At 40.6% G+C, this 15933-nt stretch carries 14 protein-coding genes and 2 pseudogenes; 14 read left to right on the top strand and 2 right to left on the bottom strand.

Annotated elements, in window-relative coordinates; translation table 11 throughout:
• Nucleotides 1–16 precede the first annotated feature (16 nt).
• Together IEX12_RS19335 and IEX12_RS19330 are read left to right on the top strand one after the other, a co-directional pair.
• A complete protein-coding gene (locus IEX12_RS19335; RefSeq protein WP_102414760.1) occupies nucleotides 17–1468 on the top strand; it encodes an FAD-linked oxidase C-terminal domain-containing protein in 1452 nt (483 codons plus the stop codon).
• A gap of 393 nt (nucleotides 1469–1861) precedes the next feature.
• Nucleotides 1862–3625 (top strand): L-lactate permease, encoded by a 1764-nt coding sequence (locus tag IEX12_RS19330; RefSeq protein WP_102414761.1) that lies wholly within the window; start codon nucleotides 1862–1864, stop codon nucleotides 3623–3625.
• 109 nt (nucleotides 3626–3734) lie between these two features.
• Here the strand turns inward: IEX12_RS19330 and IEX12_RS19325 are convergent, their stop codons facing one another.
• A complete protein-coding gene (locus tag IEX12_RS19325) occupies nucleotides 3735–5225 on the bottom strand; it encodes a glycine betaine uptake BCCT transporter (RefSeq protein WP_155555045.1) in 1491 nt (496 codons plus the stop codon).
• A 559-nt stretch (nucleotides 5226–5784) separates the two neighbouring features.
• On the opposite strand from IEX12_RS19325, the gene IEX12_RS19320 reads away from it, so the two are divergent.
• From IEX12_RS19320 to IEX12_RS19295, 6 genes are all read left to right on the top strand, one after another.
• Nucleotides 5785–6486 (top strand): DUF4176 domain-containing protein, encoded by a 702-nt coding sequence (locus IEX12_RS19320; protein ID WP_188725719.1) that lies wholly within the window; start codon nucleotides 5785–5787, stop codon nucleotides 6484–6486.
• Entirely contained in the window at nucleotides 6486–6710 is a 225-nt protein-coding gene (locus IEX12_RS19315) for a hypothetical protein (protein ID WP_102414764.1), read from the top strand. Before IEX12_RS19320 ends, IEX12_RS19315 begins: the two co-directional genes overlap by 1 nt.
• A gap of 27 nt (nucleotides 6711–6737) precedes the next feature.
• Nucleotides 6738–7046 (top strand): hypothetical protein, encoded by a 309-nt coding sequence (locus IEX12_RS19310; protein WP_155555043.1) that lies wholly within the window; start codon nucleotides 6738–6740, stop codon nucleotides 7044–7046.
• Nucleotides 7043–8869 carry a hypothetical protein gene (locus IEX12_RS23565; RefSeq protein WP_230856139.1) on the top strand — a complete coding sequence of 609 codons (1827 nt, stop codon included), beginning with the start codon at nucleotides 7043–7045 and terminating at the stop codon, nucleotides 8867–8869. Before IEX12_RS19310 ends, IEX12_RS23565 begins: the two co-directional genes overlap by 4 nt.
• A gap of 10 nt (nucleotides 8870–8879) precedes the next feature.
• Nucleotides 8880–9398 (top strand): Imm6 family immunity protein, encoded by a 519-nt coding sequence (locus IEX12_RS19300; RefSeq protein ID WP_155555042.1) that lies wholly within the window; start codon nucleotides 8880–8882, stop codon nucleotides 9396–9398.
• 120 nt (nucleotides 9399–9518) lie between these two features.
• Complete coding sequence (locus tag IEX12_RS19295) at nucleotides 9519–9995, top strand: hypothetical protein (protein WP_155555041.1); 477 nt, start codon at nucleotides 9519–9521, stop codon at nucleotides 9993–9995.
• Nucleotides 9996–10360: 365 nt separating this feature from the next.
• Here IEX12_RS19295 and IEX12_RS19290 read toward each other — a convergent pair whose 3' ends face one another.
• Nucleotides 10361–10576, bottom strand: a complete 216-nt coding sequence (locus IEX12_RS19290; RefSeq protein WP_155555040.1) for a hypothetical protein — start codon at nucleotides 10574–10576, stop codon at nucleotides 10361–10363.
• A 732-nt stretch (nucleotides 10577–11308) separates the two neighbouring features.
• Between IEX12_RS19290 and IEX12_RS19285 the strand changes: the two are divergent.
• From IEX12_RS19285 to IEX12_RS19260, 6 genes and pseudogenes are all read left to right on the top strand, one after another.
• Nucleotides 11309–12614 (top strand): annotated as a pseudogene (locus IEX12_RS19285) (IS1380 family transposase).
• 476 nt (nucleotides 12615–13090) lie between these two features.
• Entirely contained in the window at nucleotides 13091–13792 is a 702-nt protein-coding gene (locus tag IEX12_RS19280) for a hypothetical protein (protein WP_155555039.1), read from the top strand.
• A gap of 40 nt (nucleotides 13793–13832) precedes the next feature.
• Nucleotides 13833–14657 (top strand): hypothetical protein, encoded by an 825-nt coding sequence (locus IEX12_RS19275; protein ID WP_230856138.1) that lies wholly within the window; start codon nucleotides 13833–13835, stop codon nucleotides 14655–14657.
• A gap of 12 nt (nucleotides 14658–14669) precedes the next feature.
• The gene (locus IEX12_RS19270) at nucleotides 14670–15044 is read left to right on the top strand and encodes an immunity 22 family protein (protein ID WP_155555038.1); all 375 of its coding nucleotides are present in this window, start codon (nucleotides 14670–14672) and stop codon (nucleotides 15042–15044) included.
• A 356-nt stretch (nucleotides 15045–15400) separates the two neighbouring features.
• Nucleotides 15401–15649 (top strand): annotated as a pseudogene (locus IEX12_RS19265) (DNA/RNA non-specific endonuclease); the annotation flags it as partial.
• A gap of 4 nt (nucleotides 15650–15653) precedes the next feature.
• Nucleotides 15654–15908 carry an immunity protein YezG family protein gene (locus IEX12_RS19260; protein WP_155555036.1) on the top strand — a complete coding sequence of 85 codons (255 nt, stop codon included), beginning with the start codon at nucleotides 15654–15656 and terminating at the stop codon, nucleotides 15906–15908.
• Nucleotides 15909–15933: the final 25 nt, after the last annotated feature.

The following is a 15933-nucleotide window of genomic DNA, read 5'->3' as shown; positions in this document are numbered from 1 at the left end:
GGGCGGTGAAGAGCTGATGGGAAAGCGTAAAAAACAACATCTCGATCGTGTTGTTCAACAATTAATAAACATTGTTGGTGAAAGGGAAGTTCTTTATCTAAAAGAGGATCTCATTGCGTATGAATGTGACGGCTATACGATGGCCAAAGGGATGCCAAGGGCAGTCGTTTTTGTAAAAAGTAAGGAACATGTCGTAGAGGTTGTAAAATGTCTAAACAAGGAAAAGATCCCTTATATCGCACGTGGGGCAGGAACAGGCTTAAGCGGCGGAGCGACTCCACTTGGAGGAGAAGTTATTATTAGTCTGGTTCGGATGAAAAGAATGCTGCATCTCGATTTGGAAAATCGAAAAGCGGTCGTGGAACCTGGCTATATTAATTTAAAGCTAACACAATCTATTTCCGATAAAGGTTATTATTATGCACCGGACCCTTCTAGTCAATATGCATGCACGATCGGTGGAAATGTTGCGGAAAATTCCGGTGGGGCACACTGTTTGAAATACGGGGTTACGACAAACCATATTTTAGGACTGGAGATTGTCCTGCCGAATGGAGAAATCATGGAAATCGGGGCAGATGGTATTCCGGATCAACCGGGCTATGATTTGCTTGGCCTTTTGACCGGTTCAGAGGGAACGCTTGGCATTGTCACGAAAATTACCGTGAAAATATTAAAAAATCCTCAAGGAAAGAAAACCGTGCTTGCTTATTATGATGATATAACGGACGCGAGCCAGGCAGTTTCCGATATTATTTCGGCTGGTATCATTCCAGCGGCACTAGAAATGATGGATGCAATCGCTATTGAAGGGGTGGAAGCGGCTGCCTATCCAGTTGGTCATCCACAAGACATTGCTGCATTCTTACTTATTGAGGTGGACGGAATCGCAGCTGGGATTGATGATCAAATCGATGAAATTCTTACCGTATGTAAACGGAACAATGTGCGTGAAGTAAAAGTGGCGAGAGATGAAGCGGAGCGTGCCCTTTGGTGGGCCAACCGGAAAATGGGCTTTGGCGCAATGGGGGCAATTTCTCCGGATTACCTTGTACAGGACGGCGTTATACCAAGAACACGCTTACCTGAAGTACTTGATCAAATTGCTGCGATTAGTAAAAGGTATGAACTAAGGATTGCAAATATTTTTCATGCGGGTGACGGAAATCTTCATCCACTTATATTATATGATGCAAGTGTTCCTGGTGAAAGTGAGCGTGCTGCCAAAGCGGGCTCTGAATGCTTAAAGGTTTGCGCGGACGTTGGTGGTTCCATTACGGGTGAGCATGGGGTTGGGATTGAAAAATCTGCTGAAATGCGCTTTATTTTCAGTGATGAAGAAATGGCCGCACAAACAGATATACGTACAGTATTTAACCCGGAAGACATATTGAATCCCGGAAAACTGTTCCCGCAGCCGGGGCGTTGTGTCGAGGTTAAGCAGGAGATGAAAAAGGTGGAAGTATAGTATCTTTAAAAATTTGGTGCGTCTATATTTTGGTAGATTACGATTGAAATGGTGAATGAGACTCGATTGGAAATATAGGCATCTCAATCGAAAAAGTGCTTGGCTCGACCGGAAAAGTTAGGACATGATCGAAAAAGTTCATACCTTGATCGAAAACACAGGCACCACGATCGAAATTGTACATATCTCGATCGAAAAAGCAGATATCTCGATCGAAACCAAACGCACCGCGATGATTTTTCATTTTCGGAGGCGGGGCGATCAGATTTACGACGACTAGGATCGGCAGCAACGTTGATTTTTATTAAAAAATAATAATACATTTCCGTCACGCTAAGAGGCGCCGTACGGAAATATATTTTAATAAATCAAGTATTAAAGGAGGAACTACAAATGGGTACTGGTACATTAGCAATTCTGGCCTTACTTCCGATTATAGTTGTTGCTGTATTCCTAGTCGGACTAAAATGGCCAGCGAGTAAGGCAATGCCACTCTCGTATATCGTCGCAGTTTTGTTGGCACTTTTTGTTTGGGATGTGGCGTTTCCTAAAGTTGCAGCTGCATCTGTTCATGGGCTGATTGTCGCTATTACGCTCTTATTTATTATTTTTGGTGCTATTTTACTATTGAACACCCTTCAGGAAAGCGGTGGGCTGCACACGATACGCCGTGGTTTTACCGATATTACTCCAGACCGCCGAGTTCAAGTCATTATTATCGCATGGCTTTTCGGTTCCTTTATTGAAGGTTCGGCGGGGTTTGGTACACCGGCGGCTGTTGCAGTGCCGCTAATGGTCGGCCTTGGGTTTCCCGCGATGGCCGCGGTTGTCTCCGGGATGGTGATTCAAAGTACACCTGTCTCATTCGGTGCGGTCGGAACACCAATGGTAGTCGGGGTTGGTACAGGTGTTGAGCCGCTTACGCAAATTTCAAATGTTTCGGATTTCGTATTTGCTGTCGCTGGTAAAGTTGCTATACTGCATGCTATTGCCGGGCTGTTAATCCCATTATTTTTGGTAGGAATTTTAACCCGATTTTTCGGAAAAAACAAGTCGTTCAGTGAAGGCTTAAAGATTTGGAAGTTTGCTCTATTTGCCTCTTTGGCGATGACAATTCCATACCTGATTATTGCCAACACGCTAGGGCCTGAATTTCCTTCCTTGATTGGTGGTTTAATTGGGTTGGCGATTGTGATTTTTGCAGCTAAAAAAGGTTTCCTGATGCCAAAAGAAGACGAAATTTGGAATTTTGAATCAAAAGACCGCTGGGACCCAACTTGGACCGGGCGTGTGGAACTGACACCAAGTGAGATTTATGCTGGTAAAATTAGCATGGTGCGAGCATGGGTGCCATATGTGCTGGTTGCTATCTTCCTGCTTATTTCAAGATTAACTGTTGTTGGAGATTGGCTTAAATCGGCCACAATCACAGTTCCAAATATTTTTGGCACGGAGATTTCCTCCAGCTGGGAAATCCTTTTTTCACCAGGCTTTATTTTTATCGTCGTTTCCGTCATTACATTTTATATGCATGGAATGAAAGGCTCGGAATATGCGCGGGCTTGGAAAGACTCAGGAAAAACAATGATCGCTGCAGGTTCAGCTCTTGTTTTCACCGTGCCAATGGTGCAAGTGTTTCTTAACTCAGGCGGTGGGGCAGCGGGTTATGAACAAATGCCAATCGTTTTGGCAGAAGGAGTTGCCGATCTTGCTGGTTCATTATATCCATTCTTTGCAACGTTCGTCGGCGGACTCGGTGCATTTGTAGCAGGCAGTAACACAGTCAGCAACATGATGTTCTCTCTTTTCCAATTTGGAGTAGGTGAAAATATCGGTGCCAGCCCGACATGGATGGTTGCACTTCAAGCGGTCGGTGGTGCAGCTGGGAACATGATTTGCGTGCATAACGTTGTTGCCGCATCTGCCGTTGTAGGACTCATCGGGAAAGAAGGACATGTTATCCGAAAAACGCTGCTTCCGTTTTTCTATTACGCACTGTTGTTAGGTTCGATTGGTTATTCGATTATGTGGACAGCGGAAAAAGGAATCTTTAACATTGGATCGATTATCGCAGTTGTTATTTGGGGGATTGTTATTTACTTTATCGCGTCGAATAATAAGCGGTTAAGTGCTATTGAACGAGAAATAGCCTCTTAGATGAAGGTTAGAGATTGCTGAAAAAGTTCCTTAATAAAAAGATATAATTCCCGATAATATTTTTGCGGGGATTATATCTTTTTAGGTTGAGGAGTGTATTCTAATCCTTTTACTTCAATCTACTATCCTTTTTCAATGCCTTATAAAAGGAGACAATCATTAATAACATGATTAACGAAAACGGAAACGCTGCTGAAATTAGAGCATTTTGCAGGGCCTGTAGTCCACCGGTATACAAAAGCACGGCAGCGATTGCTGATTGAGCAATGCCCCAAACGAACTTAACAATTGTAGACGGTGATAAGGATCCATTAGTAGTTTGCATGCCCAATACGAACGTAGCGGAATCTGCAGATGTGATAAAGAAAGTACTGATTAGCAAAATACCAAGGATGGATAAGATCGTACTGAACGGAAATTGTTCAAACATCCCGAACAGTACTTGTTCATCTGGTAGGCTGGCAAGATCTAAACCATTATTTTGTGCATGTATACCTGATATTCCAAATGCCGAAAACCACAGAAAGCTAACAACAGAAGGAACAATCAAAACCCCCGATAAGAATTCCCGAATGGTACGACCTTTTGAAATTCGAGCAATAAAGATTCCGACAAATGGAGCCCAGGCAATCCACCACGCCCAGAAGAAGACAGTCCAATCCATCACCCACTGCCTCTCCCCTTCATTATTAGGAGATATACGCAAACTTTCACTAGGAAGACTTTGAACATATGCCCCTAATGTATCCGTGAACGAATTCACGATGTACATCGTTGGTCCAAGGATTAATGTAGCAATGAATAAAAGCCCCGCAATCGTCATATTGGCATTACTTAGATATTTGATTCCTTTACCGAGTCCGGAGTAAGCAGAGATCATAAATAAAACCGTTACGACCAAAATGATAACAAGTTGAACCCAGAATTCATCAGCAACCCCAAACAGAAAGGTAAAACCCCCATTAATCTGGGTCGCACCAAACCCAAGGGTAGTTGCTACACCGACAATCGTCGCAAATACAGCGATAATATCTATAGCCTTCCCCCAAGTCCCGTGTATTTTGTCTCCAAAAAGAGGTTCAAGGGTAGCGCTAACTAATGCAGGTTTCCCGCGGCGAAATGTAAAATATGCAAGCACTAAAGCAATAATGGCATAGATCGCCCATGCATGAACACCATAGTGAAAAAACGTAATACGTAACGAATCCTCCAAGGCCGCGCGCGTACCTGGGTCGGCCGTTGGCGGCGTTTTTATATAATGTGAGACAGGTGAAGCAACACCATAAAACACAAGCCCTATCCCCATACCAGCACTAAATAGCATGGCAAACCATGAGGGGTAACTAAATTCAGGCTTATCCCCTGGCTTACCTAGCTTGATCTTGCCATAACGACTGAAAATCAAGTACAAACAGAACACGACAAACAATGATACCATTAATAAATAATACCAGCCAAAATGAACAGAAATATACACCATAATCATGTTTGAAAAATTTTCAAGTGCCTTAGGAGCAACTGATCCCCAAATAGACATGGCTACTGTTATTGTTAATGTAACCCAAAAAACTGCTGTTACCTCCGAAGTTACTCGTTTCATTTCGTTCCCCTTTCTAAATTTCCCTTCACATTTTCACTTTCGTAAAGGGTCATTTCTTAGGATTACAGATAATACTTTCTTTAAGATGTTAGTATTTCTGTAATGGGTTGTTCTATACGGAAAGGAGTCTATATACTGCTTAGAATAGTTTGTTATGTCCTTATTATTGGATCATTTCGGTCTTATCCGTTTCAGCCATCATTTTTTTCAGCGCTTGTTCCTTGTATTCTTTCAGGCGGAGATACCGGTAGCATCCCGGAATTACTCGTAATATGGGCAGAGAGGGCTATATTTACGATATTGATCGTTACTCCTATTTCGTATTTGTGTTAGGAGGAAAAAATCAGGGGCTTCCTTTGAAAAAAAGCCACTTCCGGTTTAGGGCCGGGTGGCTTTCTTTCACTTTTTGCAGGTCATGTTAAGAAATGGTGCAGCAACAATAATTAAAACTTTGGACCCGGGTAAATCGGCGCATTGTAATTGCTTGAATTTCGAATTATTATTTTAATAAGAGAAAAGGTCTTTTTTACCAAGTTTGGGAAAGGGGGAGTGGATGTTCATGACAGATGATTTAAACCAACAGCTAAGGCAGCTTGCTTTTAGGAAGATAGATCAAATTATCCAGTCGTTCGCAGGTGAAATTCAAGCGGAATCTGTCCCTGTTATACATGAATTTTTTGACTTGTACCTGGAAGATAACCGGTTATTGCAGCATCTTTATCAGGCATATAAAGAAAACCTTCCATCCTTAAATCTGCATCATCAACAAGACATCATCACCTATAAGCATGAAGGTGCCGCCCATACCATTTTGTTTTCCAATAAACAATTTACGCTGGATGAAGATTCTTATGTACGGTTATTAGCTTATACGATTGAAATCATGCGGGAAGTCTTGCCACTGGGTTCGATTGTTGAGTTGAATCCAGCCTATTTTAAACCTGACAGTCAATTGGAATCTCCTTCAAAGGTAGTCATCACCGGACGATTTATCGGTCCAAAGGGTTATAACAGCTATTTTCCGTATGTGGGGGTTATCTATCCGGTCGGCGAGATGAAAGCCGGCACACAAATTCATTTTACCGCTCCGTTGATCAAGCGGGTCGTGCAAAAAGGATTCAGTGATGGGATGGAAGAAGCCTTTGTGTATTTGATGAAACAAGAATTTATTGTGGAAAAAGATTTGAACTCCATTGAATTTTCCAACCATGATATGAAAGAACTCCAACAAGAAATGGAACAAAAAGCGGGTGACGTGTAATGGGATTATATGATTATGATTTTTGCCATAATCTGTTATATGGCGGATGGGATTCGGGGATTATCAATAATTTAAAGGATGCCCGCGATGAAATAAAGCAAAACTTTAAGGATATGGACCTGGAAAATGCATCGGTAGGAGAGGATATGGGCGCCATTGTGGATGAAATGGTTGCCGAGCTGGACCGATTAATTAGCGAAATTGAATCGGTGCATTTTCGTTAATGTTGTGTGGACTGGAGGTGTGCCAATGTGGCAGGACAAGCGATTAAAATAGATTTTGTGGAGCTGCAAAACATCTTGAATCAATTACGAGCCGGTATTGATGATTTTACCGGCTACACGACGACGTTTCGCTCCAATACAAGCGACCGGCTGGAGGCGTTCAACTCGGACTTCATTGCAAAAGTGGATGCACTCTTGGATAACATGAATAATGATGTGAATCAGGATTTAGTCAACCAGATGGAGACAATCTATCAAGCTGGCAAAGCCGTACTTGATGGCATGAAACAGGTAGATGAAGAGGCGGCTAAAGCAATTGGGGGTGACGGGTCGTGAAGCGTGACCTGAAAATCAATTACGGCGTATTGGATGAGATTATTGCCGAGCTCCAAACATATAAAAAGGCGCTTGAGGGGATGAAGGAGTCACTTATGAAAGTTCAGTCCTTCATGCAAACCAACCAGGGGAGAAGTATTGATGCCTGGAATCAGCGGATCGATGGGTCCACGGACGAAATAAAGAAGTACAAAACACAAGTGAATGACCTTCTTTCGTTATTCGAAAATTATGTAACCGATACAACCGCCTACATTTCTCCTATCGCAAGGAACACGATGATGCGTGTCGACCGGAATGATATTTGGGCCAATTTGGAGCAGATCGAAAGTGGCTTCACGAGCAATGTCCCCAAGGCATTAAACATAAGCTACCAGTCACCCGCTTCGCTCTTTGGTTTGTTCGAGGATCCGACCGATGCCCAAAAAGAAGCAAGCGCGTTCAATAAGCGACAATTGGAAAGCATCCAGTCAAGTATCCAATCGACGCAAACGAAACTGCAAAACAAAATGGATGACCTGTGGGACCTGTATAATACGAAAGTGAAGCCGTTCGAAAATGCCGATGATGCGTATAACGACCTGGCTGCAAATATTAAGAGCAAATATACCAGCTTTTTCGAAGGGTTATGGGATGTGGCAGAAACTATTGGCAAGGGTGCCTGGGATCTTGTGAACGGGCTTATTGACGGCGTGCTTGGCATGATTACCGGTCTATTAACCGTTGCAGGGGACCTGGGTATTATCGTACTATCAGGAGTAATACCGGATCCAATCGAACCCGCTTTTTTAAGAGATAAAGCAGAGGAAACGGCTGATTCCTACAAAGAAGCTGTGGTACAATTTATAAAAGACCCCATGCGTGCAGTGGAATCTGTCGCTCAATCGGTTACCGATACTGTGGAAGAAAAGGGTATCATGTATGTCACCGGGACTGCCTTACCGGCTGTAATCCCAAGTACTTGGGGTTTAAAAGGCGTAAAAGCTGTTTCTAAATTTAAGGGTGCAGGTAAGAAATCACCGAATGTGGCCGGTAGTAAATTCCCTTACAGTAAGGAATTTATTCAGAACAAGATAAATGCAGCGAAAGAAGGACTTGGCAAGGTGAAAATGCCTGTTGTGTATAGCGAAGTAGTCTCGACAGGCAATATGAATATCCCGGTCTTTGGAGCGGAAATGAAACGTCTTAGTGAGATCCGCCCGCAGATGTTTTCGGTAAAGAGTGTTGATGGTAGAGGTACGAAGGCTGAGAATGCTAGAGAAGTATCTAAGGATATAAAAGAAAATATCTCTAAACTTAATAAAAAAGACTTAGATGAATATAGAAAAGAACTAAATGTTCCCGAAACCAATACTGTCGCAGTTGGGAAGACGAATATTAATGGTTTAGAAAATGTGATTTTTAAAGGTGCTTCTCCAGAAGTAAGAAATCAGGCTAAATTACCTTCGCTAGACGATATAAATCCAAACAGAGAATTTAAAGCACCGTATAATCATATTAAAAACCCAAAATTGGCCCAATTTACCAGACACGCTGAAGAAGATGTACTTAACGAGTTTAATGATGCCATTAAAAAGACTGGTTTAGATTCTAATGATGTAAAGGGTACTCTGTATATCCATCAATCAAACCCTAGAGGGGTCTGCAATAAATGTACTAAAGGTTTAATAAAGCCGTTTCCTGAAGATAAATGCGGTATTTTTTATCAGGCTAGTAAAAAGTATCCTAATCTTAAAATTGTGGTTACATCCGAAATTGATAAAACTGTTAAGGTTAATGGTTTGACTTCCTTCACTTTAAAAGACGGCAAAATTATACAATAAGAGGTGGAATATGAATAATTTAGTGTATACCTTAGAAGATGATGTTAAAGTTGGTTTTGTTCTAACTATCGGTGAAGAAGTGTTTGGTGTTATTAATAAAAACGATGAAAGATATAATGACGGAAGGGAAGCTCTGGATAAATGTTGGATTTGGGTTGAAGATAAAGGTGTTTCCGGCGATGACTTATATGAGTTAATTGATAATGCAGAGTTTACAGGGATATCCGAGTTTGCGGAGGATGAGAATGACATAGAAATTGCAAGCTTATGGACGCTGATGGTAGATATAGTATCCTATACAGCATGGAAAGCATACAAAAGGGAAGAAGCAAAATATTTACCGCAAGCGTTAGAAGGAATTGAAGAAGAAAGTATGGCAATATTAGTAGATAGTGCTATTGAGACAACATTTATTTCTAATGAAAAAATAGAAATAATTGAGCAACGGATGTTAGATCAATTTTCGGTGAATAATGATAAGAAGTTAACAAGACATGATTTTATGAATAAGCTTTTGGAGGGGGAGTAATATTTTTAATATATTAGTAGTTACTTACTTACTTTATGTTGCAAGAGGGATGGAGTAATAAATTTTTCCTTTGTTATTTGAGGGAGAATATGAAAATATCATTAGTTACTACCTATTCTAATGGTGGACTTAACAATTTATAGTGTGCTTTTAGCTGTTAAAAGGTTATGTAAAATAAATGTTGTAAATATAAAATTCATTGCAAGGCTTAATCAAAACAGCCAGTTCACACTGGTGGTTTTGATTACCGTGCCCAAGTTGAACCGCTGCGAAAATTCAGCCCAACTGACGACCAAGCTGACAGAATCATGGTTGGAAGCCGGATTCAAACGCGGAAACAAAGGTAAGTCATATGGGCTATCGGCAAGCATTGATCATATAGAGATGGTAACCGTTGAAATACTTCTCTCGATGACTGTCCCACCCACTATCACAGTCGGGCTGGGAATAAATGCGACCATGCTTGCATTTCGCTATACCTTGGGCGCGACAATGACAGGTGGGTCTGTTTCGGGTGTGGGATGCGGTGACGATGGGTGTACCGTCACCGGCAACGTTCAAATTTTCCACATCCCCGAGCAATCCCAACTTAGCTGAAAAAGTAAGGATTTCGGATTGAAAAAATCCAAATAAACGATCTGATGGCATCTCCCTTTTTTGATCAGAGTTTTGGGATCATCCACTCCACTAGCTGTTTTACCCGGCCAGGCTTGGATACAGGTGCTTTTTCACCCTTTTTGCCTTTTTCGGTTTTCGTTTACGTGCCTTCTTACTTTTCTTTTTGTGGGTAACATGCTTCTTTTCACTGCCCCACAACCGAGTGAAAAAGTCGTGGTACCAACACCAAGTATGTCACTGGATTCAAATCCGCCAAGAATCGCGTAAAGGGAGACCCGGCGAAGTTCGTCAACCCAATCATCCACACTCATGGTTGGATTTGACAAAAGCATAAGCAGGTATGATCACATCATGGATGCAGGATCCCGCGGGGCAGGTCCTTTCTTGCCATAGAAAGGCTCTAGCATCGTTGTGATTTTTGATAGATTTGTCATCCAAAGTTTTGTAATAACGGGCCAATCGCTGTTTACGAGTGTCAGAACACCACCAGAATAGTGTTTCTGCAGGCGATCCATCACAAACTGCTGGTAAGCTTCATGTGAGACAAAAATTGGTTTCACTTTCAACACCTCAATTAGGTTTAGTAAGGGAAAAATCTCCCTTCAACCGCGATTATTGGGGCGTTTTCCAAAAGTCAAGGGCTTTTTGACCTATTTTTGAAAATAATGTGACTTGTACATTTCCAGTTCACATTATTTGAAATAAAAAATCCTCCTGCAAAAAATAGGAGGAAATAAAAAATTGACGGATCAAAAAAAGCTTTGAACCGTCTGACTCGGCGAATGCCGAGAGTCTATTTAAATGATAAGGAGGAATGAGCCTTTGATTGTATATTTGAAATAAGGAGTTAAGGTTCTAAAGGAAAATAACAAAACATGTATAAGAAGTAGAAGATAAAAACCGGACTTGATTGCAAGCCTTTTAAGTAACTGGCACTTATGTTTTTTATGAGATATTTATACTTTGGATGACATGAAGCTTTTACCGAAATCATAACTCATAAAGGTAGTACCATCATGGAGTATCATAGATTACTGACAGGGAACGAGACATTAGGCGATATGACATTTAGATGGCAGGGGAATTATGACAGGGAAGTGGCAATAAACAAACAAGAGTGTACAAGTAAATAAGTGATACCTGAATTATTCATAGAAAAATCTAAATAGCTTGTAACTCCATACCTGCCAAGTAACCATGGCAGGTATGGACTGCACCAAATAAATGAAAAAAGAACCCGTTTCTGATAAGGTTAAAAGTACGACCAAATAACCATAGAAAGGGTTCTTATAATGGCTACTTTACCGCAAATCACACTTGATTTCAATCGCAAAATAAAACTATCCAATGATGGAGGAGAATTATCCTCCGATACCGGTGAAATGATTTTTCGGGAATTTGATGAAAAAATCGGTTTCTCTGCGACTTTGGCAGAATGTTTAGGCTCATCGATGAACGGCGCTACTATGTGCATGCGAATGAAGATTTACTTCGACAAAAAATCTATCAAATCATCGCTGGATACACCGAAGATGATGCGGCAGACGCCTTGATAAATGATCCAGTATTTACGCAGATGATAGGCAAGGATGCGCTCGCCTCCCAACCAAGCCTTTCCCGTTTTTTGGCTCGTTTTGATTCTCATTCTATCACTTCTTTGCTTCAAGCTAACCAGGTATTACTGGACAAAATGCATACGTACCGGCAATCAGACGCGATTATTTTCGATTTGGATTCTACTCACGCAGATAGTTATGGCAACCAGGAACAATCTTCCTACAATGCACATTATGGTACCATTGGCTTTCATCCTTCGAGGAAGTAGAAGGTGATTTTCTCAAATCGGAATTGCGCCCAGGAAATGTCTACACGTCGAATGGCGTTGTCGATTTTGTTCGCCCGCTTATAGCACATTACAACGAAAAATTCCCATGGATGACACCGTTTCTGCGTGCAGACAGTGGCTTTGCCGTTCCAGCTTTATACGATTTATGTGAAGAAGAATCTGTCTCTTATGTGATTCGCTTAAAATCGAATGCGAACCTCCAGCGTTTGGCTGATGAACTGCATCCTGCGTCTTCCTCGAAAGATATGAGCGAGTCCGAGTGCTATTACGAAGAGAGCGAATACCAGGCAAAGTCATGGAAAAAAGCACGGAAGATCATTATCCAATCGGTTCGTCCTGCAGGAGAGATGTTTTTCAAGCACAGCTTTTTTGTGACAAACTTAGGAGATGTCTTTTCTCCGCAAGTGATTGTGCAGTCCTATCAAAGAAGAGGCACCATGGAAAATTACATCAAAGAAGCGAAAAACGGATTCGGTTTGGATCGCATGAGTAGCCACTCTTTTCAAGCAAATGAAGCTCGGATGATGCTGAGTTTATTGGCCTACAACTTGACTAATTGGCTGCGCACGCTTTGTTTCCCGGAAGGACAACAACAGATGCAAATCCAGACCATTCGGACACGTATCATCAAAGTTGCCAGTAAATTAGTGAAATCAGGGCGTTCTCTCTACTTTAAACTGGCTTCGGGTTTTGTATATGCGTCTTTCTTCTGGAAAGTGCTGCGTCGTATTCAACGTCTCCAGTTTGAGTGAAAGTAAAAGGAAATAACTAGAAATTTAAAAGCTTTTAGACGACCACGGGAGAAGTCTGTCCAAAAACAGGTCATTTTTCTTAGTTGCGTTCCTTTTGTAGTTCTGTAAGTGTTATTTCAGCATTTTTTCGGGTGAAAATAGAAAATAAGTCCGTTCCATTTGCATTTATGCTTTTCAGTTAGAAGTATGAATAATTCAGGTGATAGTTTGATCTGAAAACATAAATCATCATGGAGTAACTAATTAATATGGATATAAAGGAAAAAACTAGAAAAAACAAAGCACTTAATTGTCTCAAGGCAAACGCAACAGGTGCTTTTTTATGGTAAGTGTAAATATACTAAATGTAAACCCCACCAAAACTGGTGAAAATAGTGGAGAAAGGTGCAACTAGTTAATTTACCTACTGTTTGTACCTTTTTATTTTGCTTTTTCGCAAAACGATGAAGGAGTCACTTACGAATGTTCAGACCTTCATGCAAACCAATGAGGGGAAAAGTGTTAATGCCTGGAATCAGCGGATCGATGGGTCCACGGACGAAATAAAAAAGTACCAAACACAAGTGAATGACCTTCTTTCGCTATTCGAAAATTATGTAACCGATACAACCGCCTACATTTCTCCTATCGCTAGGAACACGATGATGCGTGTGGACCGGAATGATATTTGGGCCAATTTGGAGCAGATCGAAAGTGGCATCACGAGCAACGTCACCAAGGCATTAAACATAAGCAACCAGTTACCCGCTTCTCTCTTTGGTTTGTTCGAGGATCCGACCGATGCTCAAAAAGAGGCAAGCGCGTTCAATAGGCGACAATTGGAAAGCATCCAGTCAAGTATCCAATCGATGCAAACGAAACTGCAGAACAAAATGGATGACCTGTGGGAACTGTATAATACGAAAATGAAGCCGTTCGAAAATGCCGATGATGCGTATAACGACCTGGCCGCTGATGTCAAAGGCAAGTATACCAGCTTTTTCGAAGGGTTATGGGATGTGGCAGAAACTATTGGCAAGGGTGCCTGGGATCTTGTGAACGGATTGATTGACAGAGTCCTTGGCATGATTACCGGACTATTAACCGTTGCAGGGGATTTGGGCATTATCGTTCTATCAGGAGCAATACCGAATCCAATCGAACCCGCTTTTTTAAGAGATAAAGAGAGGAAACGGTGATTCCTACAAACAAGCTGTGATACAATTTGTAAAAGACCCGATGAGTGTGGTGGAATCTGTCGCTCAATCGGTTACCGATACTGTGGAAGAAAAGGGTATCATGTATGTCACCGGGACTGCCTTACCGGCTGTAATCCCAAGTACTTGGGCTTTAAAAGGAATTAAAGGTGTTTCCAAATTGAAGGGTGCAAGTAAACCGTCAAGAGTTGTTAGCAGCAAATTTCCTTACAGCAGGGAATTTATTCAGAACAAGATAAATGCAGCAAAAGAGAAGCTTGGCCAGGTGCCATGGCTTTATCGCGAAGTGGTTTCGACAGGCTTTTCTAATCACACGGTCTATGGGGTGAAACCACTTGGTGAGGTTAAACCGCAGTTGTTTTCGGTGAAGGGTGAAGGTAAGGGTATAGATAATGCTAATGATATAAAAGGTATAACCAAATTAACTGTTGATGATATACCAACTGCAAAGAGTGGGAACTTTAATAAATTTTTCAATTCCCTTACAAGTAGTGAACTAGACGAACTTTGGAAAGATAAAAAGATTAGAAAGAAAATTGAACGTCAGCTTAGAGCACCTGGAGGTTTACATGAGTGGCACTTAGTTTCAAGGGCTCCGCAATTTAAGTATTGGAATATTAGTGCTGAAAAGATTAAGGATTTACGAACAGCAATATCTGATGTTAAATTCGTCAATCCAAATGGTGTTCATGGAGGGTTAGGCTCAACTAAAGCACATAATGAATTATTAGCAATTATAGATACTTCTAATGACTATAATACATTTGTTAGACGACTTAATAATTGGGCTAATTATAGACTTGAAGGTGGGACTTTGTCCTTACCAGAAGGTCTTAGATTAAAATAGGAGGATACTATAATGGAAAAACAAGGATGGGTTTCTATTTGGTTAGGTAATATTAAGGAAGAGGACTCTATAAGAGAATATGTAGATTTAATGTATGATGAGGATGGCGAGTCTGTCCCTTCAGAGTTTTTTGTCGATTTTAATATTGATATGGATGAAACAGATGAGGATACTATAGAAAAAGCGGTCTATAAGAATAGTAGTAGTGATATTTCAACATTATTAGATGGTTGTTCGTATGAAGAAATTATAATCCCGAAGATTAAGAAAAGTATAGATTTAAAAAAATCATACAATGCAGTAATTCTAATATATAACTTTGAGTATAACAATAAAATTACTTCAGCTGGCGCTTTTGATTTTATTACTGCTACAAATTATGAGTAAGAATAAACATAATAAATATTGGGAATAGCTTTAGATGATGGATACCACAGTGATTACTTTTCTGGAAGAGTTGCTTTATAATACGGATAAAAATACTATATTAGTCAGTTGAGCAATGTAGACAACCTGCTAATACTCCATTTTTAGTAAATTATAATTGGAATAGTGGATTTGATGTAACAGAAGTTATTTTAGTAATGTTGGTTTACGTAAGATTCATTGTGGATAGAATATCTAATTTAATTACAATGGTAATTTTCAAAAAGCACTTGATTGTCTATTAGGCAACATGTGCTTTTGTGATTAAGAGTGTGTTTTAACTAATGAAATGGTGAACTTCTTATGGAGCGCAATTCAATGGACCAGCAGATATTGATAATCTTGTACCACAAAATAGCCAGATAAATAGGCGAGGTGGTAAGTGGTATGAAATGGAGACAGAATGGTCAAGTGCTTTAAAAGAGGTTCCACCTAGAAAGGTTTCTGTTACAATTGAACCAGTTTATTCTAAGGATTCAATGCGACCAGACTCATTTTTGGTCGAGTACCAAATTGAGGGAGAATTTCCAGTGATTCAAGAGATTGCAAATAAATCAGGAGGTTGATATTGTGGGCTTCGAAACAGAGTTAAACAAACTATATGAACAAATAGCACAACAGGTGAATGAAATGATTCCAGTTGAATGGAGTAACTTTTATTTCAATGGTGAGGTTAAAGATAAAGAAGGGGGCGTATTTTTCTTTTTTAGACCTAAAGATAATAATCAAGAAGCTATTTTTTCACATAATATCCTATGTGTAAAATATTTCTCGAGGGTATTTGAGCTATATTCTAGCAAAAAAAGAAAAGGCACTCTATCATAAAATGTATGCTTTGACCAGGCAAATA

It is taken from the genome of Lentibacillus populi, assembly GCA_014642895.1.
Lineage (GTDB): Bacteria > Bacillota > Bacilli > Bacillales > Amphibacillaceae > Lentibacillus_C > Lentibacillus_C populi.
Note: the sequence above shows the minus strand (reverse complement) of the source record. Positions and strands in the feature narration are given on the sequence as shown.

What these genes read in the sequence shown, in the direction of transcription:
- IEX12_RS19325 (WP_155555045.1), bottom strand. Translation starts at nt 5,225, where the DNA reads ATGAAACGAGTAACTTCGGAGGTAACAGCAGTTTTTTGGGTTACATTA.
- IEX12_RS19275 (WP_230856138.1), top strand. Translation starts at nt 13,833, where the DNA reads ATGAGTGTGGTGGAATCTGTCGCTCAATCGGTTACCGATACTGTGGAA.
- IEX12_RS19280 (WP_155555039.1), top strand. Translation starts at nt 13,091, where the DNA reads ATGCAAACCAATGAGGGGAAAAGTGTTAATGCCTGGAATCAGCGGATC.
- IEX12_RS19315 (WP_102414764.1), top strand. Translation starts at nt 6,486, where the DNA reads ATGGGATTATATGATTATGATTTTTGCCATAATCTGTTATATGGCGGA.
- IEX12_RS19335 (WP_102414760.1), top strand. Translation starts at nt 17, where the DNA reads ATGGGAAAGCGTAAAAAACAACATCTCGATCGTGTTGTTCAACAATTA.
- IEX12_RS19270 (WP_155555038.1), top strand. Translation starts at nt 14,670, where the DNA reads ATGGAAAAACAAGGATGGGTTTCTATTTGGTTAGGTAATATTAAGGAA.
- IEX12_RS19330 (WP_102414761.1), top strand. Translation starts at nt 1,862, where the DNA reads ATGGGTACTGGTACATTAGCAATTCTGGCCTTACTTCCGATTATAGTT.
- IEX12_RS19295 (WP_155555041.1), top strand. Translation starts at nt 9,519, where the DNA reads ATGGTGGACTTAACAATTTATAGTGTGCTTTTAGCTGTTAAAAGGTTA.
- IEX12_RS19300 (WP_155555042.1), top strand. Translation starts at nt 8,880, where the DNA reads ATGAATAATTTAGTGTATACCTTAGAAGATGATGTTAAAGTTGGTTTT.
- IEX12_RS19320 (WP_188725719.1), top strand. Translation starts at nt 5,785, where the DNA reads ATGACAGATGATTTAAACCAACAGCTAAGGCAGCTTGCTTTTAGGAAG.